At 67.4% G+C, this 18,273-nt stretch carries 19 protein-coding genes; 5 read left to right on the top strand and 14 right to left on the bottom strand.

What is annotated here, in order from left to right:
• Positions 1-357 precede the first annotated feature (357 nt).
• The 3 genes from ACQ7JA_RS13050 to ACQ7JA_RS13040 all read left to right on the top strand — a co-directional run bounded on the left by ACQ7JA_RS13050 (position 358) and on the right by ACQ7JA_RS13040 (position 2,929).
• Complete coding sequence (locus ACQ7JA_RS13050) at positions 358-1,218, top strand: polysaccharide deacetylase family protein (RefSeq protein ID WP_430898314.1); 861 nt, start codon at positions 358-360, stop codon at positions 1,216-1,218.
• Positions 1,215-2,039 carry a glycoside hydrolase family 16 protein gene (locus ACQ7JA_RS13045; RefSeq protein ID WP_430898312.1) on the top strand — a complete coding sequence of 275 codons (825 nt, stop codon included), beginning with the start codon at positions 1,215-1,217 and terminating at the stop codon, positions 2,037-2,039. The genes ACQ7JA_RS13050 and ACQ7JA_RS13045 overlap by 4 nt, the downstream gene beginning before the upstream one ends.
• Before the next feature lie 122 nt (positions 2,040-2,161).
• Complete coding sequence (locus tag ACQ7JA_RS13040; protein ID WP_430898310.1) at positions 2,162-2,929, top strand: GIN domain-containing protein; 768 nt, start codon at positions 2,162-2,164, stop codon at positions 2,927-2,929.
• Positions 2,930-2,935: 6 nt separating this feature from the next.
• Here ACQ7JA_RS13040 and ACQ7JA_RS13035 read toward each other — a convergent pair whose 3' ends face one another.
• The 12 genes from ACQ7JA_RS13035 to ACQ7JA_RS12980 all read right to left on the bottom strand — a co-directional run bounded on the left by ACQ7JA_RS13035 (position 2,936) and on the right by ACQ7JA_RS12980 (position 14,143).
• Positions 2,936-3,274, bottom strand: a complete 339-nt coding sequence (locus ACQ7JA_RS13035; RefSeq protein ID WP_430898308.1) for a BON domain-containing protein — start codon at positions 3,272-3,274, stop codon at positions 2,936-2,938.
• An 89-nt stretch (positions 3,275-3,363) separates the two neighbouring features.
• Complete coding sequence (locus ACQ7JA_RS13030; RefSeq protein WP_430898306.1) at positions 3,364-4,464, bottom strand: tetratricopeptide repeat protein; 1,101 nt, start codon at positions 4,462-4,464, stop codon at positions 3,364-3,366.
• Between the two features lie 16 nt (positions 4,465-4,480).
• Complete coding sequence (locus tag ACQ7JA_RS13025) at positions 4,481-5,422, bottom strand: type II secretion system F family protein (protein WP_430898304.1); 942 nt, start codon at positions 5,420-5,422, stop codon at positions 4,481-4,483.
• 13 nt (positions 5,423-5,435) lie between these two features.
• Entirely contained in the window at positions 5,436-6,413 is a 978-nt protein-coding gene (locus tag ACQ7JA_RS13020) for a type II secretion system F family protein (RefSeq protein ID WP_430898302.1), read from the bottom strand.
• Between the two features lie 15 nt (positions 6,414-6,428).
• The gene (locus ACQ7JA_RS13015) at positions 6,429-7,775 is read right to left on the bottom strand and encodes a CpaF family protein (RefSeq protein WP_430898300.1); all 1,347 of its coding nucleotides are present in this window, start codon (positions 7,773-7,775) and stop codon (positions 6,429-6,431) included.
• An 18-nt stretch (positions 7,776-7,793) separates the two neighbouring features.
• Complete coding sequence (locus tag ACQ7JA_RS13010) at positions 7,794-8,960, bottom strand: AAA family ATPase (protein ID WP_430898298.1); 1,167 nt, start codon at positions 8,958-8,960, stop codon at positions 7,794-7,796.
• Between the two features lie 37 nt (positions 8,961-8,997).
• Entirely contained in the window at positions 8,998-9,273 is a 276-nt protein-coding gene (locus ACQ7JA_RS13005; protein WP_430898296.1) for a hypothetical protein, read from the bottom strand.
• An 8-nt stretch (positions 9,274-9,281) separates the two neighbouring features.
• A complete protein-coding gene (locus tag ACQ7JA_RS13000; RefSeq protein WP_430898294.1) occupies positions 9,282-10,910 on the bottom strand; it encodes a type II and III secretion system protein family protein in 1,629 nt (542 codons plus the stop codon).
• Positions 10,911-10,932: 22 nt separating this feature from the next.
• Entirely contained in the window at positions 10,933-11,781 is an 849-nt protein-coding gene (gene cpaB / locus ACQ7JA_RS12995) for a Flp pilus assembly protein CpaB (RefSeq protein ID WP_430898292.1), read from the bottom strand.
• Positions 11,778-13,181 (bottom strand): ATP-binding protein, encoded by a 1,404-nt coding sequence (locus ACQ7JA_RS12990; RefSeq protein ID WP_430898290.1) that lies wholly within the window; start codon positions 13,179-13,181, stop codon positions 11,778-11,780. Before ACQ7JA_RS12990 ends, cpaB begins: the two co-directional genes overlap by 4 nt.
• Before the next feature lie 188 nt (positions 13,182-13,369).
• Positions 13,370-13,891, bottom strand: coding sequence for an A24 family peptidase (locus tag ACQ7JA_RS12985; protein WP_430898288.1), 522 nt, complete (start codon positions 13,889-13,891; stop codon positions 13,370-13,372).
• A gap of 60 nt (positions 13,892-13,951) precedes the next feature.
• A complete protein-coding gene (locus tag ACQ7JA_RS12980) occupies positions 13,952-14,143 on the bottom strand; it encodes a Flp family type IVb pilin (protein ID WP_430898286.1) in 192 nt (63 codons plus the stop codon).
• Positions 14,144-14,490: 347 nt separating this feature from the next.
• Here ACQ7JA_RS12980 and ACQ7JA_RS12975 point away from each other — a divergent pair, with 347 nt between their 5' ends.
• Positions 14,491-15,525: a GGDEF domain-containing protein gene (locus ACQ7JA_RS12975; protein WP_430898284.1), complete on the top strand. Its 1,035-nt coding sequence runs from the start codon at positions 14,491-14,493 to the stop codon at positions 15,523-15,525.
• A 9-nt stretch (positions 15,526-15,534) separates the two neighbouring features.
• Here the strand turns inward: ACQ7JA_RS12975 and ACQ7JA_RS12970 are convergent, their stop codons facing one another.
• Complete coding sequence (locus ACQ7JA_RS12970; protein ID WP_430898282.1) at positions 15,535-16,131, bottom strand: 2-hydroxychromene-2-carboxylate isomerase; 597 nt, start codon at positions 16,129-16,131, stop codon at positions 15,535-15,537.
• Between the two features lie 26 nt (positions 16,132-16,157).
• On the opposite strand from ACQ7JA_RS12970, the gene ACQ7JA_RS12965 reads away from it, so the two are divergent.
• Positions 16,158-16,928 carry an SDR family oxidoreductase gene (locus ACQ7JA_RS12965; RefSeq protein WP_430898280.1) on the top strand — a complete coding sequence of 257 codons (771 nt, stop codon included), beginning with the start codon at positions 16,158-16,160 and terminating at the stop codon, positions 16,926-16,928.
• Between the two features lie 7 nt (positions 16,929-16,935).
• On the opposite strand, the gene ACQ7JA_RS12960 is transcribed toward ACQ7JA_RS12965, so the two are convergent.
• Complete coding sequence (locus ACQ7JA_RS12960) at positions 16,936-18,156, bottom strand: HD-GYP domain-containing protein (RefSeq protein WP_430898278.1); 1,221 nt, start codon at positions 18,154-18,156, stop codon at positions 16,936-16,938.
• Positions 18,157-18,273: the final 117 nt, after the last annotated feature.

The following is an 18,273-nucleotide window of genomic DNA, read 5'->3' as shown; positions in this document are numbered from 1 at the left end:
CCTTGCGCTCGTTCATTTCTCTTTGTCCGGTATGCAGTCGTTGTTCAGCAATCCGTCTGTTGCATGGAAACGTTTCCATATCATTTGTCTGAATATTAGGGTTAGCAAAAAAAATTGTCAACGGAATATTCCATACGGGTTTGATGCGAAGTGCGGCTGATTTGCAACACCATCGAAGCCGCCCTGCGAAATGCAGGCTTTTGCACCCATATGCGCCGAACGTACCGGCATTGACATCGCAAAATCGGCGGTGCTATAGTCGGCTTGACAATCTGGTAACGTTTCCAAATTCAGACGAAAGAGGCGCGGATGCGGCATGTGGGAGGAGGCGGTGCACACGCAGGACGACCCGGTGCCGTGGCACACCGCGTTCTTGCCGCTACCCTGCTTGCCGGCCTGCTATTCGCAGGCCTGCGCCCCGGTGCGGCGCCCGCGGCCGAGCCGGAACAGCGTTTCGCCTGGCCGGACGGCGCCCGCGCCGCCGTCAGCCTCGCCTACGACGACGCCCTCGATTCCCAGCTCGACAACGCCCTGCCCGCCCTCGACCGCCATGGCATCCGCGCCAGCTTCTACCTGCAGCTGTCGAACCCTTCGGTGGCGCGGCGCATGGCGGCCTGGCGGGACGCTGCGCGCCGCGGGCACGAGCTCGGCAATCACAGCCTGTTCCACCAGTGCGCGCGCAGCAAGCCGGAGCGCGACTGGGTCGAAGCGCACCGCAACCTCGACACCACCAGCGCGGAACAGATGCGCGACCAGGTGCTGCTGGCCAACACCATGCTGACGGCCATCGACGGCCGCGCGGAGCGGACCTATACGGCGCCCTGCGGCGACACGCTGGCCGGCGGGCGCGACTACCTGCCGGGGGTGCGCGCGGACTTTGTCGCCATCAAGGTCGGCAGCAACGGCGGCGTGGTCGAGGCGATGGACAGGCTCGACCCTTACGCCGTGCCGGTGCTCGCGCCCAGCGGCGTGAGCGGCGCCCAGCTGATTGCGATCGTCAAACAGGCGGCGCGGCAGGGCACGATGGTCAACTTCACCTTCCACGGCATCGGCGGCGACTACCTCGGCGTGTCCTCCCAGGCCCACGAGGAACTGCTGCGCTTCCTCGCCGCGAACCGCCGCCTGTTCTGGACCGATACCTTCCTCAACATCATGCAGCATGTGCGGCGCGAACAGGCCCGCCTCAAACCCGCCTCCACACCACCAGGAGCACCATGAAATCTCTTCGCCTTTCCCTCGCCCTGTCCGCCGCACTGCTCGCCCTCGGCCTAGCCAGCTGCGCCACCCCGGACGCGCCGGCTTCCGCCCGCACGGCCGGCTGGACGCTGGCCTGGAGCGACGAGTTCGACGGCGCCACGCTCGACCGCGCCAAATGGCTGCCGGAGGCGGGCGGCCATGGCTGGGGCAATGCGGAGCTGCAGCACTACACCGACCGGCCAGAGAACCTGCGGGTCGAGAACGGCATGCTCGTCATCGAAGCGCGCCGCGAAGCGTATGGCGGCAATGCCTATACCTCGGCGCGCATCAAGACCGCCGGCCTGATGGAACAGATGCACGGGCGCTTCGAAGCGCGCATCAGGGTGCCGCAGGGCCAGGGCATCTGGCCGGCCTTCTGGATGCTGGGCGCGGACATCGGCAAGATCGGATGGCCGCGCAGCGGCGAAATCGACATCATGGAAAACATCGGCAAGGAGCCGGATATCGTGCACGGCACCGTGCATGGGTCGGGCTATTCGGGCGACAAGGCCTACGGCGGCCCTTCGCGGTTAGAGAAGGGCAAGTATGCGGACGATTTCCATGTGTTCGCGGTCGAATGGGAAGCCGGCGAGATCCGCTGGTACCGCGACGGCGTCCACTTTCATACGGCACGGCCCGACCTGGTCAAGGGCGAATGGGTCTTCGAGCGGCCCTTCTTCATGCTGCTGAACCTGGCCGTCGGCGGTTATTGGCCCGGCAATCCGGACGGCACGACGGTGCTGCCCCAGCGCATGCTGGTGGACTGGGTGCGGGTGTACCGCCGCAGCGGCGCGGAGAAGTAGAGGTCCTGCTACCCCGGTTTTTAGCGCTCCAGACCGCCGATTGTGCAGTTCATCGCAATCGGCGGGGGACTCGGCCGGCTTCGGCCTATCCTGTTTGCATCACCACTCAATCGGAGAACACGATGAAAACCCTGTTGAAGCCCGCCGCTTTCGCCACCGCCCTCGCCCTGCTTGCCGCCCCCGCACTGGCCGACGAGGTCGTGCGCGAGACCCGCACGGTGGACGCCCGCGTGACCAAGGTGAAGCTGGGCGGCGTGGTCGATCTGGTGATCCGTCAGGGCAATACCCCTTCCCTCGTCGTGTCGGGCGACAAGCGCTACGTGCAGCGCATCACCACCTCGCAGCGTGGCGACACCCTGGAAATCGATACCGAGTCCCTGAACAACCGCCGCGGCGAGATGCAGGAGAAACTGCGCGCCGAACTCACGGTGCCAAAGCTGTCCGAGTTCAGCTCGGAAGGCGTGGGCGCCTCGGCCGTCACCGGCTTCTCGGGCGACAGCCTGCGCGTGGCCCTCGACGGCGCCGGCGCGGTCACGATGAATGGCAACTACCGCGCCATCGACGCCAGCCTGGGCGGCGTGGGCGGCCTGACCCTCAACGGCGTGCGCACCGAGCGCCTGGACCTGAGCCTGCGCGGCGCCGGCCGCATCAATGTCAGCGGCGAGAGCAAGGCATTGCACGCCAGGCTGGCCGGCGTCGGCAGCCTCGAGGCGCAGAACCTGCGCGCGGAAACCGTCGACCTCGACATGTCCGGCCTGGGTGGCGCGACGGTCCATGCGAGCCGTGCGGCCGAGGTCGACCTGAGCGGCATGGGCTCGGCCACGGTCTACGGCAAGCCGGCCAGCCGCCGCGCCAACACCAGCGGCATGGGCAAGGTCGCCTGGAAGTAAGCCTTGTTACTGGCGCGGCTCCCTGACTACCATGCTGTTGCGCACCTCCTTCACGCCCGGCGTCTCGCGTGCGATCTGCGCAGCGCGCAAAGCAGCCTCGGAAGAATCGACAAAGCCGCTGAGCTGGACCGTACCTCGGAAGGTTTCGACCTGGACCTCAGTCGCCTTGACCTCCGGTGAGGTGGCGAAGGATGTCTTGATACGGCTGGTGATGGCGGCATCGTCGATGTATTCGCCGGTGCCGCGATGCGTACCGCTAGGTGCGCAGGCGCTGAGGATGGCCAGCACCAGGCCGGCAAGAATCAGTTGGGCGCGGACGTTCCGGATGCGCGATAGCAGGTTCATGGCGACTCCCGAGAGAAGGCGGACCAGCCCATTCTCTCGGGAGGCAAGGTTTGGCGTTTGATGCCGAACAAACGTGCGCCGGACCTTTTTCAGGAAGCCTTGTTCGCCGCAATGCGCGGCCCGGCCGTGTCTGGTAGAGGCATGGCGGGCCGGAGCGCGAATCCGCGGCGCGCCACGTCGCGGCCCAGCACCACGCGCAGGTTGGCGGGTGCACAGCGCGCCACTTCTTCCAGTTCGGCGCCGCCGAAACGCTCGGCCAGTCGCTCGGCCTGCGCGCGGTAGGCCGGCTCGTATTCGACCCGGGTGCGCCGCACCCCAAACCCCTTCTGATTCGAAATACGCGCCACCTTCATCCCGTCGGCGCCGAGCTGGCTCGCAAGCTTGCGCGCCATGCCGCGCATCCCGTTGCCGTTGCGGATTTCGAGCAGGACCACGGGGGTGTCCGGGGCGCCCTGCCCCGGCGCCGGCTGCCGTTCCACCGCAGGGAGCGCCGCGACCGCCGGCGCCGCTTCGCGCCGCAATTCCAGCATGCCGTCCACGCCCACGTGCAGCTGCAGCTGGTTCCAGCCCGGCTCCGTGCGCTGGGGCGTCCTGGCCGCGCGGTCGATGGCCGCGACCGTGGAGGCGGCGCCCGCGGCGGCATAGTCGGCGCGGAAATCGTGGACACGCAGGGCCTCGGCCTGGGCCAGCATCTGGCTCGCGCGCTCTTCCTGGCCGAGTTTGCGCAGGGTCTCGCCGAGCAGCTGCCAGGCGCGGTGGTTCAGCGGGTCCAGCAGGCAGGCTTTCTCGAGCGCGACCAGGGCCTGGTCGTAATCGCCGTTGAGGAAGAGCGCATGCCCAAGGTTGCTGAACAAATAGGCCTTGGCGGGCCCCGCCGACAGGTTCACCGACGCGGTCAGCGTGCGCCACAGCGCGATCGCGGGCCCGAACTCGCGCTGCTCGGCGTGCAGTGTCGCCAGGCCGTTGCGGGCGTTGACGTGCTGCGGCGCGGCCCGCAGGGCGGCCTGGTAGGCCGCGCGCGCTTCATCGTAGCGGCGCGCCAGGTGGTGGTTGCGCCCGGTCAGGTAGGCGTCGTCGGCGACCGAGGTGGCGCGTTCGCGCGGGACGCGGCCGGAAATCGGCGCGCAGGCCAGCAGGCTGGCGCCGAGGCCCAGCAGCGCCAGGCGGGTGAGCAGGATGGGGGTTCGCATGGCAGGCTCCAGGATGTCAGCGGGCGCCGGGCAGCGCGCCCAGGGTCCGCGAGATCTGGATCGCGGCGGGACCGAGCAGCACCGTCAGCAGCAGGGGAAAAATGCAGAAGATCAGGGGGAACAGCAGTTTCAGGCCGATCTTGGCCGCGCGCTCCTCGGCCAGGATGCGCCGCTTGTGGCGCAGGTTGTCGGACTGCACGCGCAGCGAGTCGCCGACGCTGGTGCCGAAGCGCTCGGACTGGATCAGCATGGCCACCAGCGTGTCGACGTCTTCCACGCCCGAGCGCAGGGCGAAGTTGCGCAGCGCCTTCTCCTTGCTGAAGCCGGCGCGCATCTCCATCAGCACCAGTTGCAGCTCCTGGGCCAGCACCGCGCTCTTGATATGGATTTCATTGGCCACCTTCACCAGCGCGCGTTCCAGGCTCAGCCCGGCCTCGACGCAGACCGTCAGCAGGTCGAGGGCATCGGGAATCGTCTCGAAGATTTCGCGCCGGCGCCGTTGCACGATGCGCTCCAGCACGATGTTCGGCAGGTAGTAGCCGATCGAGGCCGCCGCCAGCAGCAGGGCCAGTATGCGGCCGCCGTCGATCCTGGCCGCATACATTACGAGCACGGGTGCGCCGAGGGCCGGCAGCAGCAGGGCCAGTCCGGTCTTGGAGGCGAAATACAGGGTCGGCGCCGCCGGGTTGCGCCAGCCGGCATTCATGAAGCGGGTGCGCAGTGTCGATTTTTCCCAGCCTTCTTCCGGGATCGACAGGCGGGTCAGGGGCTTGGCGGCGCTGGCGACGCGCTCGACCCAGCCGTTGCCCGCGTCCAGCTGGCTCGGCTCGGCGGCGCCGAGGAAGTGGCGCAGGCGCTCGCGCAGGGCCAGCGGCGCGAACAGGACCAGGCCGAGCCAGGCCAGTCCGCAGACCACGCACAGGACGACGAGCAGGAAGATCAGCTGGGAAGACGTCATGGTCACCTCGGATTCAGATACGGATACGGATGATCTTGCGCAGCCAGATCACGCCGACCACCAGCATGCCCACGCTGTACCAGAGCATGCGCTGGCCTTTCGGCTCGGTCCACAGCAGGCTGACGTACTGCGGATTCGAGACGAGCATCACGCCCAGCACGGCGAAGGGCAGCGCGGTGAGGATCACGGCCGACATGCGGCCTTCGGCGGACAGCACGCGCACGTGCGCCACCAGCTTCAGGCGGGCGCGGATGATGCCGCTGATATTCCCCAGGATCTCGGCCAGGTTGCCGCCCGATTCGCGCTGGATCAGCACCGCGATGATCAGGTAGCGCAGGTCGGTCAGGGGAATGCGCGCGGCCATGCCGTGCAGCGCCTCGTTCATCGGCACGCCGTAGTTGATCTCTTCGCGCGCGGTGCGGAACTCGCCGCTGAGCGGCTCGGGCAGCTCGTTGCCGACGATTTGCAGCACATTGCTGAAGGAGTGGCCGGCGCGCAGCGCGCGGGCGATGAAATCGGCGGCGTCGGGCAACTGCTGCTCGATGCGCACCAGGCGCCGCTGGCGCGCGCGCCGCAGCAGGATCCAGGGCAGGGACAAGCCCAGCACCGCCACCAGCAGCCGCACGGGAACCGGCAGCGGCCAGGCGAGCGAGACCAGCACCGCGGCAACCATGCAACCGCTTGAAACGGCGAGGAACTGGCCAACCGTCTGGGCGGCGCCGGCCTGCACCAGCAGTGCGTCGATCCGGTGCGCCAGCGCGATGCGGTGCAGGACCCGGTCGAAAGCGGCGTTGCGGCTGTAGGGACGCTGCTTGAGGATCGAGATCCGTTCGCCGCTGCGTCCCGGCGAGCCGGACATGACCTGCAGCCGGCGCGCGATCCGGCGCGCCGCGGCGCCGTGCTTGCCCACCCACCACAGGTAGGCGCCCTCGATGCCGAGGACCGCGGCGGCGAACAGGAACACCACGAATGCGTAGAACAGCGCGTCCATACTCTGTACCTATCCCTAGTCGAAGATGCGGTCCGGATCGAAGCTGTCTTCCGGCACCGGCACGCCGTACATGCGCAGGCGGTCGGCGAAGCGCGGCCGCACGCCGGTGGCGCTGAAGCGCCCCTTCACCTTGCCGTCCTGTTCCACCCCGCTCTGCTCGAAGCGGAAGATCTCCTGCATCGAGATGATCTCTCCCTCCATGCCGGTGATTTCCTGCAGGCTGACCAGCTTGCGGGTGCCGTCGGTCAGGCGCGAGACCTGCACCACCACCGTCACCGCCGACACGATCTGCTGGCGGATCGCGCGCGCGGTCAGGTTCACGCCAGCCATGCTGACCATGTTCTCCAGGCGCGAGAGCGCGTCGCGCGGGGTGTTCGAGTGGATGGTCGCGAGCGAACCTTCGTGGCCGGTGTTCATCGCCTGCAGCATGTCGAGCGCCTCGGCGCCGCGCACCTCGCCCAGGATGATGCGGTCGGGGCGCATGCGCAGCGCGTTGCGAACCAGGGCGCGCTGGGTGACCTCGCCCTTGCCTTCGATGTTCGGCGGCCGGGTCTCGAGGCGCACCACGTGGGGCTGGCGCAGCTGCAGCTCGGCCGCGTCCTCGATGGTGACGATGCGTTCGGTGGGCGGGATGAAGCCGGAGATCAGGTTCAGCAAGGTGGTCTTGCCGCTGCCGGTGCCGCCCGAGATCAGGATGTTGACCTTGGCCCTGCCCAGGCTTTCCAGCACCCGGATCATGGGCGGGGTCAGGCTTTTATAGTCGAGCAGGTTCTGCACCGTCAGCGGGGTCGCGCCGAAACGGCGGATCGACAGCAGCGGCCCGTCCACCGCCAGCGGCGGGATGATCGCATTCACGCGCGAACCATCGGGCAGGCGCGCGTCGACCATCGGGCTCGATTCGTCCACGCGGCGGCCCACGCGCGAGACGATCTTCTCGATGATCTTCATCAGGTGGGCGTTGTCGTGGAAGGTGATGTCGGTGAGTTCGAGCTTGCCGCGCCGTTCGACGTAAACCTTGCTGGCGGTGTTGACCAGGATGTCGGACACGGTCGGGTCGTTCAGCAGGGGCTCGAGTGGGCCGAAGCCGAGCATCTCGTGCTGGATGTCGAGCACCAGGTGGTGGCGTTCGTGCTGGTTCAGCACGATGCGCTCATCCTCGATGATGCGCTGGACCAGCAGCGCCAGCTCGTGCTTGAACTGCTCGGCGGTGAGGCGCTTCAGGCGTTCGAGGTCGATGCGGTCCAGGATCATCTGGTGCATCAGCTTCTTGAGTTCCTGGTAGGCCTGGTTGGCCGCTTCCGGCGGCACCGCGCCGCTGGGGCGTTCCGGGGTGGTGCTGGAGAGGCGTTCGCGCAGGGACATGGGATTCTCCTTTGGCGTTCAGTCGTCGCGTCCGAACAGGCGGTCGAACAGGCCGCGGCTTTCCGGCGCGCGCCGGGTGGTCACCAGTTCGACCATGTCGACCAGGCTGCGCGCGGCCGCGCTCGAGCGCGACAGCTGCAGCACCGGGACGCCCTGGTTGACCGAGTCCGTGACGGCGACGTAGTCGTTGGGGAAGGTGTGCACGACTTCGCAGCCCAGGGCCGCGTGCAGGTCCTGCAGGCGCAGCTTGCCGCCCTTTTCGTAGCGGTTGACGATCAGGCGGATGTGGTCCAGCACGTAGCCGAGCGAGCGGAAGATGTCGAGCAGGCGCCGGGCGTCGCGGATGTCGGGCAGGGCCAGCTGCAGCACCGGATAGATGGTGTCGGTGACGTCGAGCGCGCGCAGCGACACGGCGTCGATCTGGCGGCCGACGTCGAGCAGCACGTAGTCGTAGTGCTGGCGCGCCACGCGCAGGATGGTGTCGATGTGCTCCGGCTTGGCCTCTTTCGCATGGGCCGCGTCGTCGGCCGCGGCCAGCACCCCGAAGCCGGGCGTGACGTGCACCACGCAGGAATCGAGAAAAGGCCCATCCACGCGCGCGATCTGGGCGCAGACGTCGGACAGGGTCATGGCCGGCTTCTGGTCGGACACATAGAGCGCAGCGTCGCCGAACTGGCCGTGCAGGTCGATCAGGAGGACCTTCTTGGCGGCCAGGGTGGCCAGGGCGTAGCCGAAATTGGTCGAGATGAAGGTGGCCCCGCTGCCGCCCTTGCAGGCAATGAAGGCCAGCACCTTGCCGTCGCGCAGATTGGATACGCCGGCGGCGGCCGAGATGCGGTCCATCGATTCGTGGAAAGCGCGGTGCACCAGCGGCAGCTGCAGCACTTCGCGCACGCCGGCGCGCATCGCGTGGATCAGGAGCTCGGGCTGGTGCTTCTCCAGCAGCAGCATCAGGTGGGCTTCCGGATACTGGCGTCCGAGCCGCTCGAGCAAGGCGGCTTCCGACGGTTCGGTCTCGGTGGCGTCGACGATCACGAGCTGGGGAGCGTCGCTTTCCGGCCGGTCGAGCGCCTCGCGCAGGCTGGCGCGTACGGCCCCGAGGTTCAGCGGCGGCACGCGCGCCGCCCCCTGGGAGGCGATTTCCGCGTACAACTGGCTGTCGCGGCTGATGAGGAGCGCTTTCATGGCGGGTCTAGTGGCGGTCGCTAGGGTTAAAGGCGGCTCAGCGCGCGTCGGTGTTGATGATCAAGGGAGGCGGCGCGCTTTCCGGCTGCGCGAAGCTGCGCTGGTAGCGGTCGTGCGCTCCCTTGGCGGCGCGGCCGTCGACCCCGATGGCGGGATTGGGGTTGCGGCTTGCGGCCGGGTCCAGCACCTGGGCGGCCAGGTTGGCGCGGGTGGAAGCGCCGAACTGCGCGTCCCAGCGCGGGGTCGAGTTCGCGCATCCGGCGAGCAAGCCGGTCAGCAAAAGCGGGGCGATGAAGCGTTTCGCGGTGTTCACGCTGGCTCCTATTTGAGTTCGAAGCCGCCGGCGGTCTGGGCGGCGGGTGGGGCAACCGGCGGCGTGGAAGCGGCGGCCGTGCTCGTGGCCGGCGCCTCTCCCTCCAGGCGCCCGCCAAGCAGCACGCCGGCGCGCGAGGGGATGCCGACCTTGTCGGTCGGCAGCTCGTAGCCGCTTCCGGCGATCGGCTTGACCAGGCGCGCCGTGATCAAGAACACCAGTTCGGTGCGGTCCTGCTGGTAGTCGGTGCTGCGGAACAGGGCGCCCAGCACGGGCACTTCACCCAGCATCGGCAGGCCTTTCAGGTTGGCCACCAGGTTGTTCTTCACCAGGCCGCCGATGGCAAAGCTCTGGCCGTCGTAGAGCTGCACGGTGGTGCTGGCGCGGCGCGTGGTCACCAGGGGCAGGATCGCATTGCCGGTGATGCCGACCGCCGACACGCCCACCCCTTCGCGCGAGAGCTCCGATACTTCCGGCGCCACCTTCAGGTTGATGCGCCCGCCGGCCAGCACGGTCGGGGTGAAGCGCAGGCCCACGCCGAATTCCTTTTCCTCGAGCGTGATCTTGTTGTTGTCCTGGGCGACGGGGATGAAGAACTTGCCGCCCGCCAGGAAGCTGCCTTCCTGGCCGCTGATGGCCAGCACATTCGGCTCGGCCAGCACGCGCACCAGGCCGTCCTGCTTGTCGGCCTCGCCCACCAGGCGGTTGCCGTTGTCCTTGTCGAAGCGCAGGCCGCCCTGGGCCCGGCCGGTCAGGAAGTTCGACACCAGCCGGGTGGTCCAGCTGCCGGAACCGAAGCGGAAGACGGTATCGGTCTCGAGCCGCTCGAGCAGGGTCTTGGACACCTCGGCGATCTTGACTTCGAGCTGCACCTGCTGCGGCGCGCTGACGTTCAGCATGTTCACCACGCGGGTGGCCGCCGCGCCGGCGCCGCCGCCGGCGAGACTGTTGGCGCCGGTGCCGGCGAGCGGGATCACACCGTCGGTCTCGTTGTTCTTGTCCGCGGACGGTAGCTGGCGCACCGGGCGCCGCACGTAGGCGGTGGCCAGCTCGACCGCGCGGGCGATCGCGCCGGCATCGCTGACGGTGCCCGTCAGGACCAGGGAGTCGGCGGCAGCGAGCACCCGGATGTCCTTCTCGTCCGGCATGGCGGTGCCGAGTGTTGCCTGGAGGGCGGCCGGGTCCATCGCGACCACGATGTCGACCACGCTGCACAGGCCGCTCCTGCCCTGCACGATCATATTGGTGGTGCCGACGTCGACGCCCGCGATGTACAGCGTGTCCGGCGCCACCAGCATGGCCTGCACGATGGAGGGGTTGCCCACGCTGCGGTGGACCACCTTTTCCGGCAGGCGCAGCATGGTCGACTTGCCCATATTGAGGTTCAGGGCGGCCGGGCGCGCGGCCTCTCCGCTGCAGCCGGCAGCAAGCGGACGCGCATCCGGCGCCGGGCCTGCCGCCTTCGCGCCGGCGGCCTTCGGCCTGGCGGGGGCCGCGGACCGGGCCTGCAGCGGCGCCTTGGCGGGTGCAGCGGCGGGGGCAACCGCGGGGACGGCATTGTCGGCCGCCGCCGCGGATTGGGGTGCGCCCAAGGCCAGGCCGACGGCCAGCGGTGCGAAGAAGAAACGTCTGTTCATGGCATCCATCCCGGTAGTGAGGTCAGAAGCATTCCTGCGAGGTGTGCAGGCCGTTGATGACCTTGACGCAGTTGCGTGGTGCGGGGCTTGCTGCTGGCCGCGGGACCTGGGTGCGCGGACGCTGCACCGGCAGCGCCACCGGCCGCAGCGGCGGGGCCGGCGGCGGCAGCAGGTTCTGCTTGGTCGCGCCGAGGGTCGCGGCGGCGGCCGGGTCGACCTGGTTGCGCAAGGCCAGCGACAGGGTGCCGACGCTGCGCGCCAGGTCCAGCTGCTCGGCCTGTTCCGGCGTGACTTCCAGCGTCACCGCATTGACCACCTTCGGCTTGGTCTCGTCGCGGTTGACTTCCTGCGCCACCGCCAGCACCAGGATCCGCTCCAGCACGATCTTCGAAATACTTTGCTGGCGCGGCTGTTCGCCCTGCAGCGGCGGCTCGGTCTCGGTGCTGACGATGATGTCGACGTAGTTGCCGGGCAGCGCGAAGCCGGCCACGCCGATCACGTCGTTCACCCGCACGGTGATGGCGCGCTTGCCTTCGGTGATCAGGGCCGACAGGCCGCCCAGGGTCCCGCTTGGCGCCAGCTTGGCTTCGCTCAGCGGTTCGCCCGACTGGATACTGGTCTTGAGCACGCGACCGCCGAGTTTCTGCGGATCGTCGAAGGCGCCTTTCGGCACGCTGTGGGCCGGCCACTCGACCAGCTTGAGCATCTCGGGGGTGAGCCGCTGGCCGATATTGATGTCGGTGGCGGCCACCACGATGCGCCCGCTGGTGGCCGCCGGTTGCCTCAAGAGCCAGTTCGAGGCCAGCACCACGGCGGCCAGGCCGAACAGGATCGCGAGCGTCATCACGATCACGGCACGCTTGTTCTTCATGGAGTATCTCCCGGCTCGCTGGACGCGGGCATTGGTGTCGAAAGGAGTTCGCCCGCTTCAGTTCCGGCGTCGTTCGAGAACAGGCTGCTCCAGGCGCGGGCCAGGCTGGGGCAGTCGAGGCGCGGAACCTGGCCGGCGAAGCCGGCGAAATCGACGATGCGGCCGAGGAGCTCGTGCGGCCAGGCGACCAGCAGCGCGCGCCGGGTGCGGCGGTGCAGCTCGTGGATCAGGTAATCGATCGCGTCCTCGCTCGGCTCGATGCCGCGCAACCGGCACTGGCGCCGTACCAGCGCGCGGTAGCCCTGTTCGGACAGCGGGCCGACCGGAATCCGGTAGCCGATGCGGCGCAGGCAGGATTCGTCCAGCACCGCCTCCGGCGCCAGGCTGGTGGCCAGCACCAGCGATACGTCGAAGGGCAGCGCGTGGCTGGCCCCGTTCGGCACCGCCACGTGATCCACGCCGCGTTCCAGCGCGCCGAGCCAGCGGTGCAGGACCTCGGCGGCCGGCACGCGCTGGCGGCCGAGATCGTCCAGTATCAGGAGGCCGTTATTGGCCAGCAGGTGCGAAGGGGCGCGCAGCAGGCCGCCGGCCGCGTCCAGGCGCAGTTCCAGCATGTCGCGTGACAGCTCGGCGCCGACGTGGACCAGCGGGCGCCGGCACAGCGCCCAGCGCGCATCGCAGCTGCGCCGGTCTTCCATCGCGCGCGCCTGCAGGGGCGCCGGATGCAGGGCCGGGTCGTAGACCTGCACGATCTCGTTCTTGACCAGCACCGCGTAAGGCACGGCGATCGGATCCTGGCGCAGGCGCGCCAGCTTGCGCGCGAGGGTGGTCTTGCCGCCGCCAGAGGGGCCGTACAGCATCAGCGGACGCCGCGAATGCAGGGCCGCCCCCAGCAGCTCGCGCAGTGCCGGCTCGATCCCGTCATCAAGCAGCAGGGCCTGCAGCTCGGCGGGGGTGACGCGGGGAGCATCGGGCTGGCGCAGCGACTGGCCCTCGACCACGGCGCGCCAGGCCTCCAGGGTGACCGGGGCCGGACCGATGTAGCGCGATTCGAGCAGGTGTTCGGCAGCGGCGCGCTGGCCGAAGGCGGTGAGCTGGTAGTGCACGTCGATGTCGCTGTCGCCGGACCAGGCGACTTCGACCTGCTGCTCGGCGACCAGGCCTTGCAACACCTCGCGCACCACGCCGACCGACAGCCGCAGGCGTCCGGTCAACATCGACAGCGCCATCTTGCCGCTCGCATGCATGGTCTTGAGCACCAGCGCGGTGACGAAGCGCGGTTCGAGACCCGTGTCGCGCACCGTGCGCGCCTGTCGCGGCAGCACCGGTTCGACGTCGATCCCGATCCCCGGCGTGCTCGCGCAAGCGGTGAGCGGCGGAGATGTTGACAATGCTTCCATAAAGAAACCTCCTGCTGGATACGGATATTTCTTACATTTGTTAAATTGATTCTAGCCACCACCCCCTCCCCCCCGTTTGACGCCCAGCAAGGAAGGGGGATCGTTGAATCCGGCGTGCAAGCCGGTGCGGAACAGGTATGAAACAGGCGCAAACAGCACGCAAAAAGCTTGCAAGAAGAGGCAGGTTTTCAGCTGTAGCGCATGGCCAGCACATAGATCGTGCCGGCGGCGATCGCCACGCCGTAGGGCATCGAACCGGCACTCTCGCTCTTGGCTGCGCTGCCTGCCGGAATACGCAGCCAGAGGCCGCGGGCAATGTGCCAGAGGTTTCTCAAGGCCAGCAGCAAGCGGCCGCGGAAGACGATGATCGCGATCGCCATGGCGCCGCCGGCGCACCAGGCCACGATGGCGATATGAAAGGCGGTGGCCGGTCCAGTGAAGGCGCCGACCGTGGCCATCATCTTGACGTCGCCGGCAGCCATGCCGCGCATCATGTAAAAGGGAAGGAAGATCAGCAGGCCGGCAGCAAAGCCGCCCAGGCTGAAAAGCAGGGCTTCGCCGGGATTGGGCGAGAGCGCATGCAGTACCAGTGCGCAGGCCAGGCCGCACAGGAGCAGGAGATTCGGGATACGGCGGCTGGCCAGGTCGTTGATCGCGGCAGCGGCGGCCAGCAGTAGCAACAGGGTATCGAGATAGGGTGCGACAACCATGATCCGCTCCAAAAAAAAAAGCCCCCCGGGGCCTGACAGCGCCGCGGGGGGCACGGGCGCTTAGGGCGCGGACGGAACGTCGGCGAACTGATCCTTGATGTAGGTAAACGCATCCTTGATCTTCGTACCGACATCGCCTGCCACACTTGCCATCACGACGCCGATCAGGGCAGCAATCAGGCCGTACTCGATGGCCGTCACACCGTCTTCATCAGCAATGAAGGTCTTGATCGCGGAGGTAATGGTGCTCATGACGAACTCCTTATGGTGGTTGAGGGACTTACTGACAGACGGGGCCCACGTTGTGCTGCTTTCGACTGCGTCTGTCAGTGAGTTCACTGTACCGATTAGTTCCACACGGCAAGTTGATGTTGGGCAAGTTTTGCCGTGTGGAAATGCTTTTCACCCATATGGGTTGTGCCGGCACAAAGGAATACGGCTCCATTCCAACAATGCCGCATAGGAACGATAAATATTGTCAAGAATAGTTGCCTACAATACAAAAACAATTTATGCTGTCTCTTTTGCCGCTCAAAAAAGCGGCAAGCCCGTGGTACCGACGAGCCGTGCTTTTGCTTGACTTTGTTTCTGTAAACGACATGGATTCCCTGCTGAGACACATGGTGGACATGACTGGCCACCGCGATCACACGATGCTGGACATTTCCGTGGTTTCGGCGGTACAGGAACTGTCGGGCGCCGCGCAAACCCGGGTGCTGGCGATCACCACGGTCTGCGGCCAGCGTTTCGTACGTTCGCGCGCCTGCATCCGCGCCGGCGGCGTGGCCTGCCCCGAAGAGCCGCAGGACAGCAGCCCGGGCGAGCCGATCGCCGCCTTTCCCGAACTGGCCTGGAGCCTCGACCACCACGCTTCGCGCGCGGAAGGCGTGGGCAGCGACGGCCTGCGCCGCCTGTGGCTGCCAATCTGGTTCGGCGACAAGGCCAGCGCCTGTCTCGAGATCACCCACGCACAGGGCTTCAACGCCGACACGGTCCACATGGTCAGCGGGATCGTCAGCGTCTACCGCAATTTCCAGAACCTGCTCGACTACAGCGAACGCGACTCGCTCACGGGCCTGCTCAACCGCAAGACCTTCGACGACCAGCTGGCGCGCATGCTGCATGCGGGCGACGCCGAGACCCTGCTGCCGGGCCAGCCCGAGCGGCGCCACCACGGGCTTGAAGAAAAGCAGTGGCTGGCCGTGGTCGACGTCGACCATTTCAAGCTGGTCAACGACCGCTTCGGCCACCTGTACGGCGACGAGGTGCTGATCCTGATCGCCAACCTGCTCCAGTCGTCCTTCCGCGCCCAGGACCGGGTGTTCCGCTTCGGCGGCGAGGAGTTCGTGGTGCTGCTGCGTTCGACGACGCTGGAGAATGCGCGCCGGATCATCGACCGCTTCCGCAGCAATGTCGAGTCGCACGAATTCCCGCAAGTGGGACAGGTGACGGTGAGCGTCGGCTTCACCAGCATCCGCGCGACCGATTCGCCGGTGGTCACGCTCGGCCACGCCGACCAGGCCCTGTACTTCGCCAAGGCCAACGGCCGCAACCGCGCCTGCCACTACGACGAGCTGGTGGCGGGCGGCCTGCTGCAGACCATCGCCACCAACGACACCGCCGAATTCTTCTGAGCCGCGGCGCTAGGTGCGCCGTGCGTAGTCGAGCGCGTCCTCCAGGCGGTCGTCGCCCCAGAACATCTCGCCGCCCACGATGAAGGTCGGCGCACCGAAGATGCCGAGTGCGCGCGCCTTTGCCGTCTGCGCACGCAGCGCTTCCTTCACCTCCTGCGTTCCCGCCGCAGCCAGCACCGCGTGCGGGTCGTCGACCAGTTCCAGCAAGGCCTCAAGCACCACGGCGGCATCGTCGATCTCGCGGTCGTGCGCCCAGTTCTGCAGCATGATGCGGCGGCAGTATTCCCCCATCCAGGCCTGGTCCGCGCCCACCAGCGCCACCCGCATCGGCAGCAGCGCGCGGCGCGGGAAGGTGCTGGGACGCCGGAACGGGATGCCGTACTTCGCGGCGCGCCGGGACATGTCGCGCCACACGTACTCGCCCTTCTCTTTCTGCTCGGCGAAGGGGGAACTCTGCCAGCCGAGTTCGCGGAAGACCGGCCCGAGCAGGAAGGGCCGGTAGCGCAGCGCCACGCCGGCATCCAGGGCCAGCGCTTCGATGCGCATCAGGGAAAGGTAGCTGTAATTGCTGCCGAACTCGAACCAGCATTCGATCGTTGGATGCATGCACGGGCCTCGCTGTTGGGTATAGTGTGGGATCGAGCGTACAGCGGGGAGGCGGGAATGGGCAAGGTCGTGATCTGACGGGCGCCGGACGCGGCATCGGCGCCGCCATCGCCAGGCAGGCCGCCGCCGCCGGCTACGCGGTGGCGGTCAATTACCACAGCGACGAGGCCGCGGCGCAGGCCCTGGTGGCGGCAATCCGCGCCAATGGCGGGCAAGCCCTGGCGATCCAGGCCGACGTCGCCGTGCAGGCCGAGGTCGCACGCCTGTTCGCGCGCACCGAAGCGGAACTCGGCCCGCCCACCGCGCTGGTCAACAACGCCGGCATCACCGGGCGCATCGCCTCCTTCATGGACACCGAGCCCGCCACCATCGAGGCGGTGTTCCGCACCAACGTCCATGGTGTCATGCACTGCAGCCGCGCCGCGATCGAAGCCTTCCGGCGCATCGGCGCGCGCGGCGTGATCGTCAACCTGTCGTCGGTGGCGGCCAGCACCGGCAGCCCGCGCGAATACGTCCACTACGCGGCCAGCAAGGCCGCCGTCGAGACCTTCACGCTGGGCCTCGCGCGCGAGATGGCGCCGGAAGGCGTCCGCGTATGCGGCGTCGCGCCGGGATCGACGCTGACCGGCATCCACGCCGCGGCCGGCGAACCGGAGCGCCCACAGCGGGTCGCGCCGGCCATCCCGATGGGACGGCTGGCGGAACCGGAGGAAATCGCGGAAGCGGTGCTGTGGCTGCTGTCGCCGGCCGCGTCCTACGTGACCGGGACGACCCTGCGCTGCGCCGGAGGAATGTAGCCGCCCCTCAGGCGATATTCATGAACTGCAGCGGGTTGACCTTCCACTTCTCAGCCGACTCGTGGCGCACGATCTTGTCCCCGCCGCCGAAGCCGAAGGGCTTGGACAGGTCCAGGGTCTGGGGTTTGATGTAGGTCTGGTTCTTGGTGCTGAAGAAGACGTTCACCTTGGGCGTGAGCAGGCTGGTCTCGTGCGGCTCGATCACCACGGCCAGGCGGCCGGATTCCAGCAGCACCAAGGTGCCGACCGGGTAGATGCCGACGCAGCGCATGAATTCCTGCGCCAGGGTCGGGTTGAAGTGGAACTTGCTCCACTCGTAGATCTTGCGCAGCGCTTCGGCCGCCGGCATGCCCTTGTGGTAGCAGCGGTCCGAAGTGATGGCGTCGTAGACGTCGACGATGGCCGCCATCTGCGCCAGCTCACTGATACTGCCCTCGGCCTGCTTGTCCGGATAGCCGCTGCCGTCGCGGCGCTCGTGGTGGTGCAGGGTGATGTCGAGCGGGATCTGGCCGATCTCCGGGGTCTTCACCAGGATGTCGTAGCCATCGCGCGGGTGGCGCTTGATGATGTCGAATTCCTCGTCGGTCAGGCGCCCCTGCTTGTTCAGGATGGCGTCCGGCACCAGCGCCTTGCCGGTGTCGTGCAGCAGCCCGCCCAGGCCCGCCTGGTAGATCGTGTCCTCATCCATCTCGCGCGAGCGGCAGAAGGACACCAGCAGCGCGCACACGCTGACCGAATGCAGGAAGGTGTAGTCGTCCTTGTTCTTGATGCGCAGGAGGCCGAGCAGCGCGCCGGAATTGCGCAGGATGGATTCGGTCACGGCCTCGACCACCGGGCTGACCTTGTCCAGCTCGACCGCCTTGCCCAGGCGCGCGTCGGCCATCACGGTGCGCACCAGGCCGACGGCCTGCTTGCGGATGTTGGCGGCGCGCTGCAGTTCCTCGCCCAGCGAGACGCGGGTAACGACAACAGGCCTGGTCGCGATCGCGGTCACTTCGGCTTCGGTGGCAGCTTCCGCCTGCTCCAGGGTCGGCGCATCGTCGATGTCCAGTCCCTTGCTGACATCGATGACGACACCGCGGATCTTGGCACTGCGGATCTTGTGAATTTCCTCATCCGTGGTAAGCACGAAGCGGTTGCGCACGAATGGATGCTCCATCCAGCCGCAATCGAGGTCATGAATGAACATGCCCACTTTCAGCTGCGACGAATCAAGCTTCTTTAACATATTGCTACTCTGCTCTGTGATAATGGCGGCTTCAGCCGATTTAAATGCAGTATAGCAACACTGTAAGCGCTACATTTCCAATAATCACAGATTGTTGCTTACCAAACACACCTCCTA

The organism is Massilia sp. BKSP1R2A-1, from assembly GCF_050586525.1.
In the GTDB taxonomy this organism is placed as follows: Bacteria; Pseudomonadota; Gammaproteobacteria; order Burkholderiales; family Burkholderiaceae_D; genus Telluria.
This window is presented reverse-complemented; position numbering and strand designations above follow the sequence as displayed.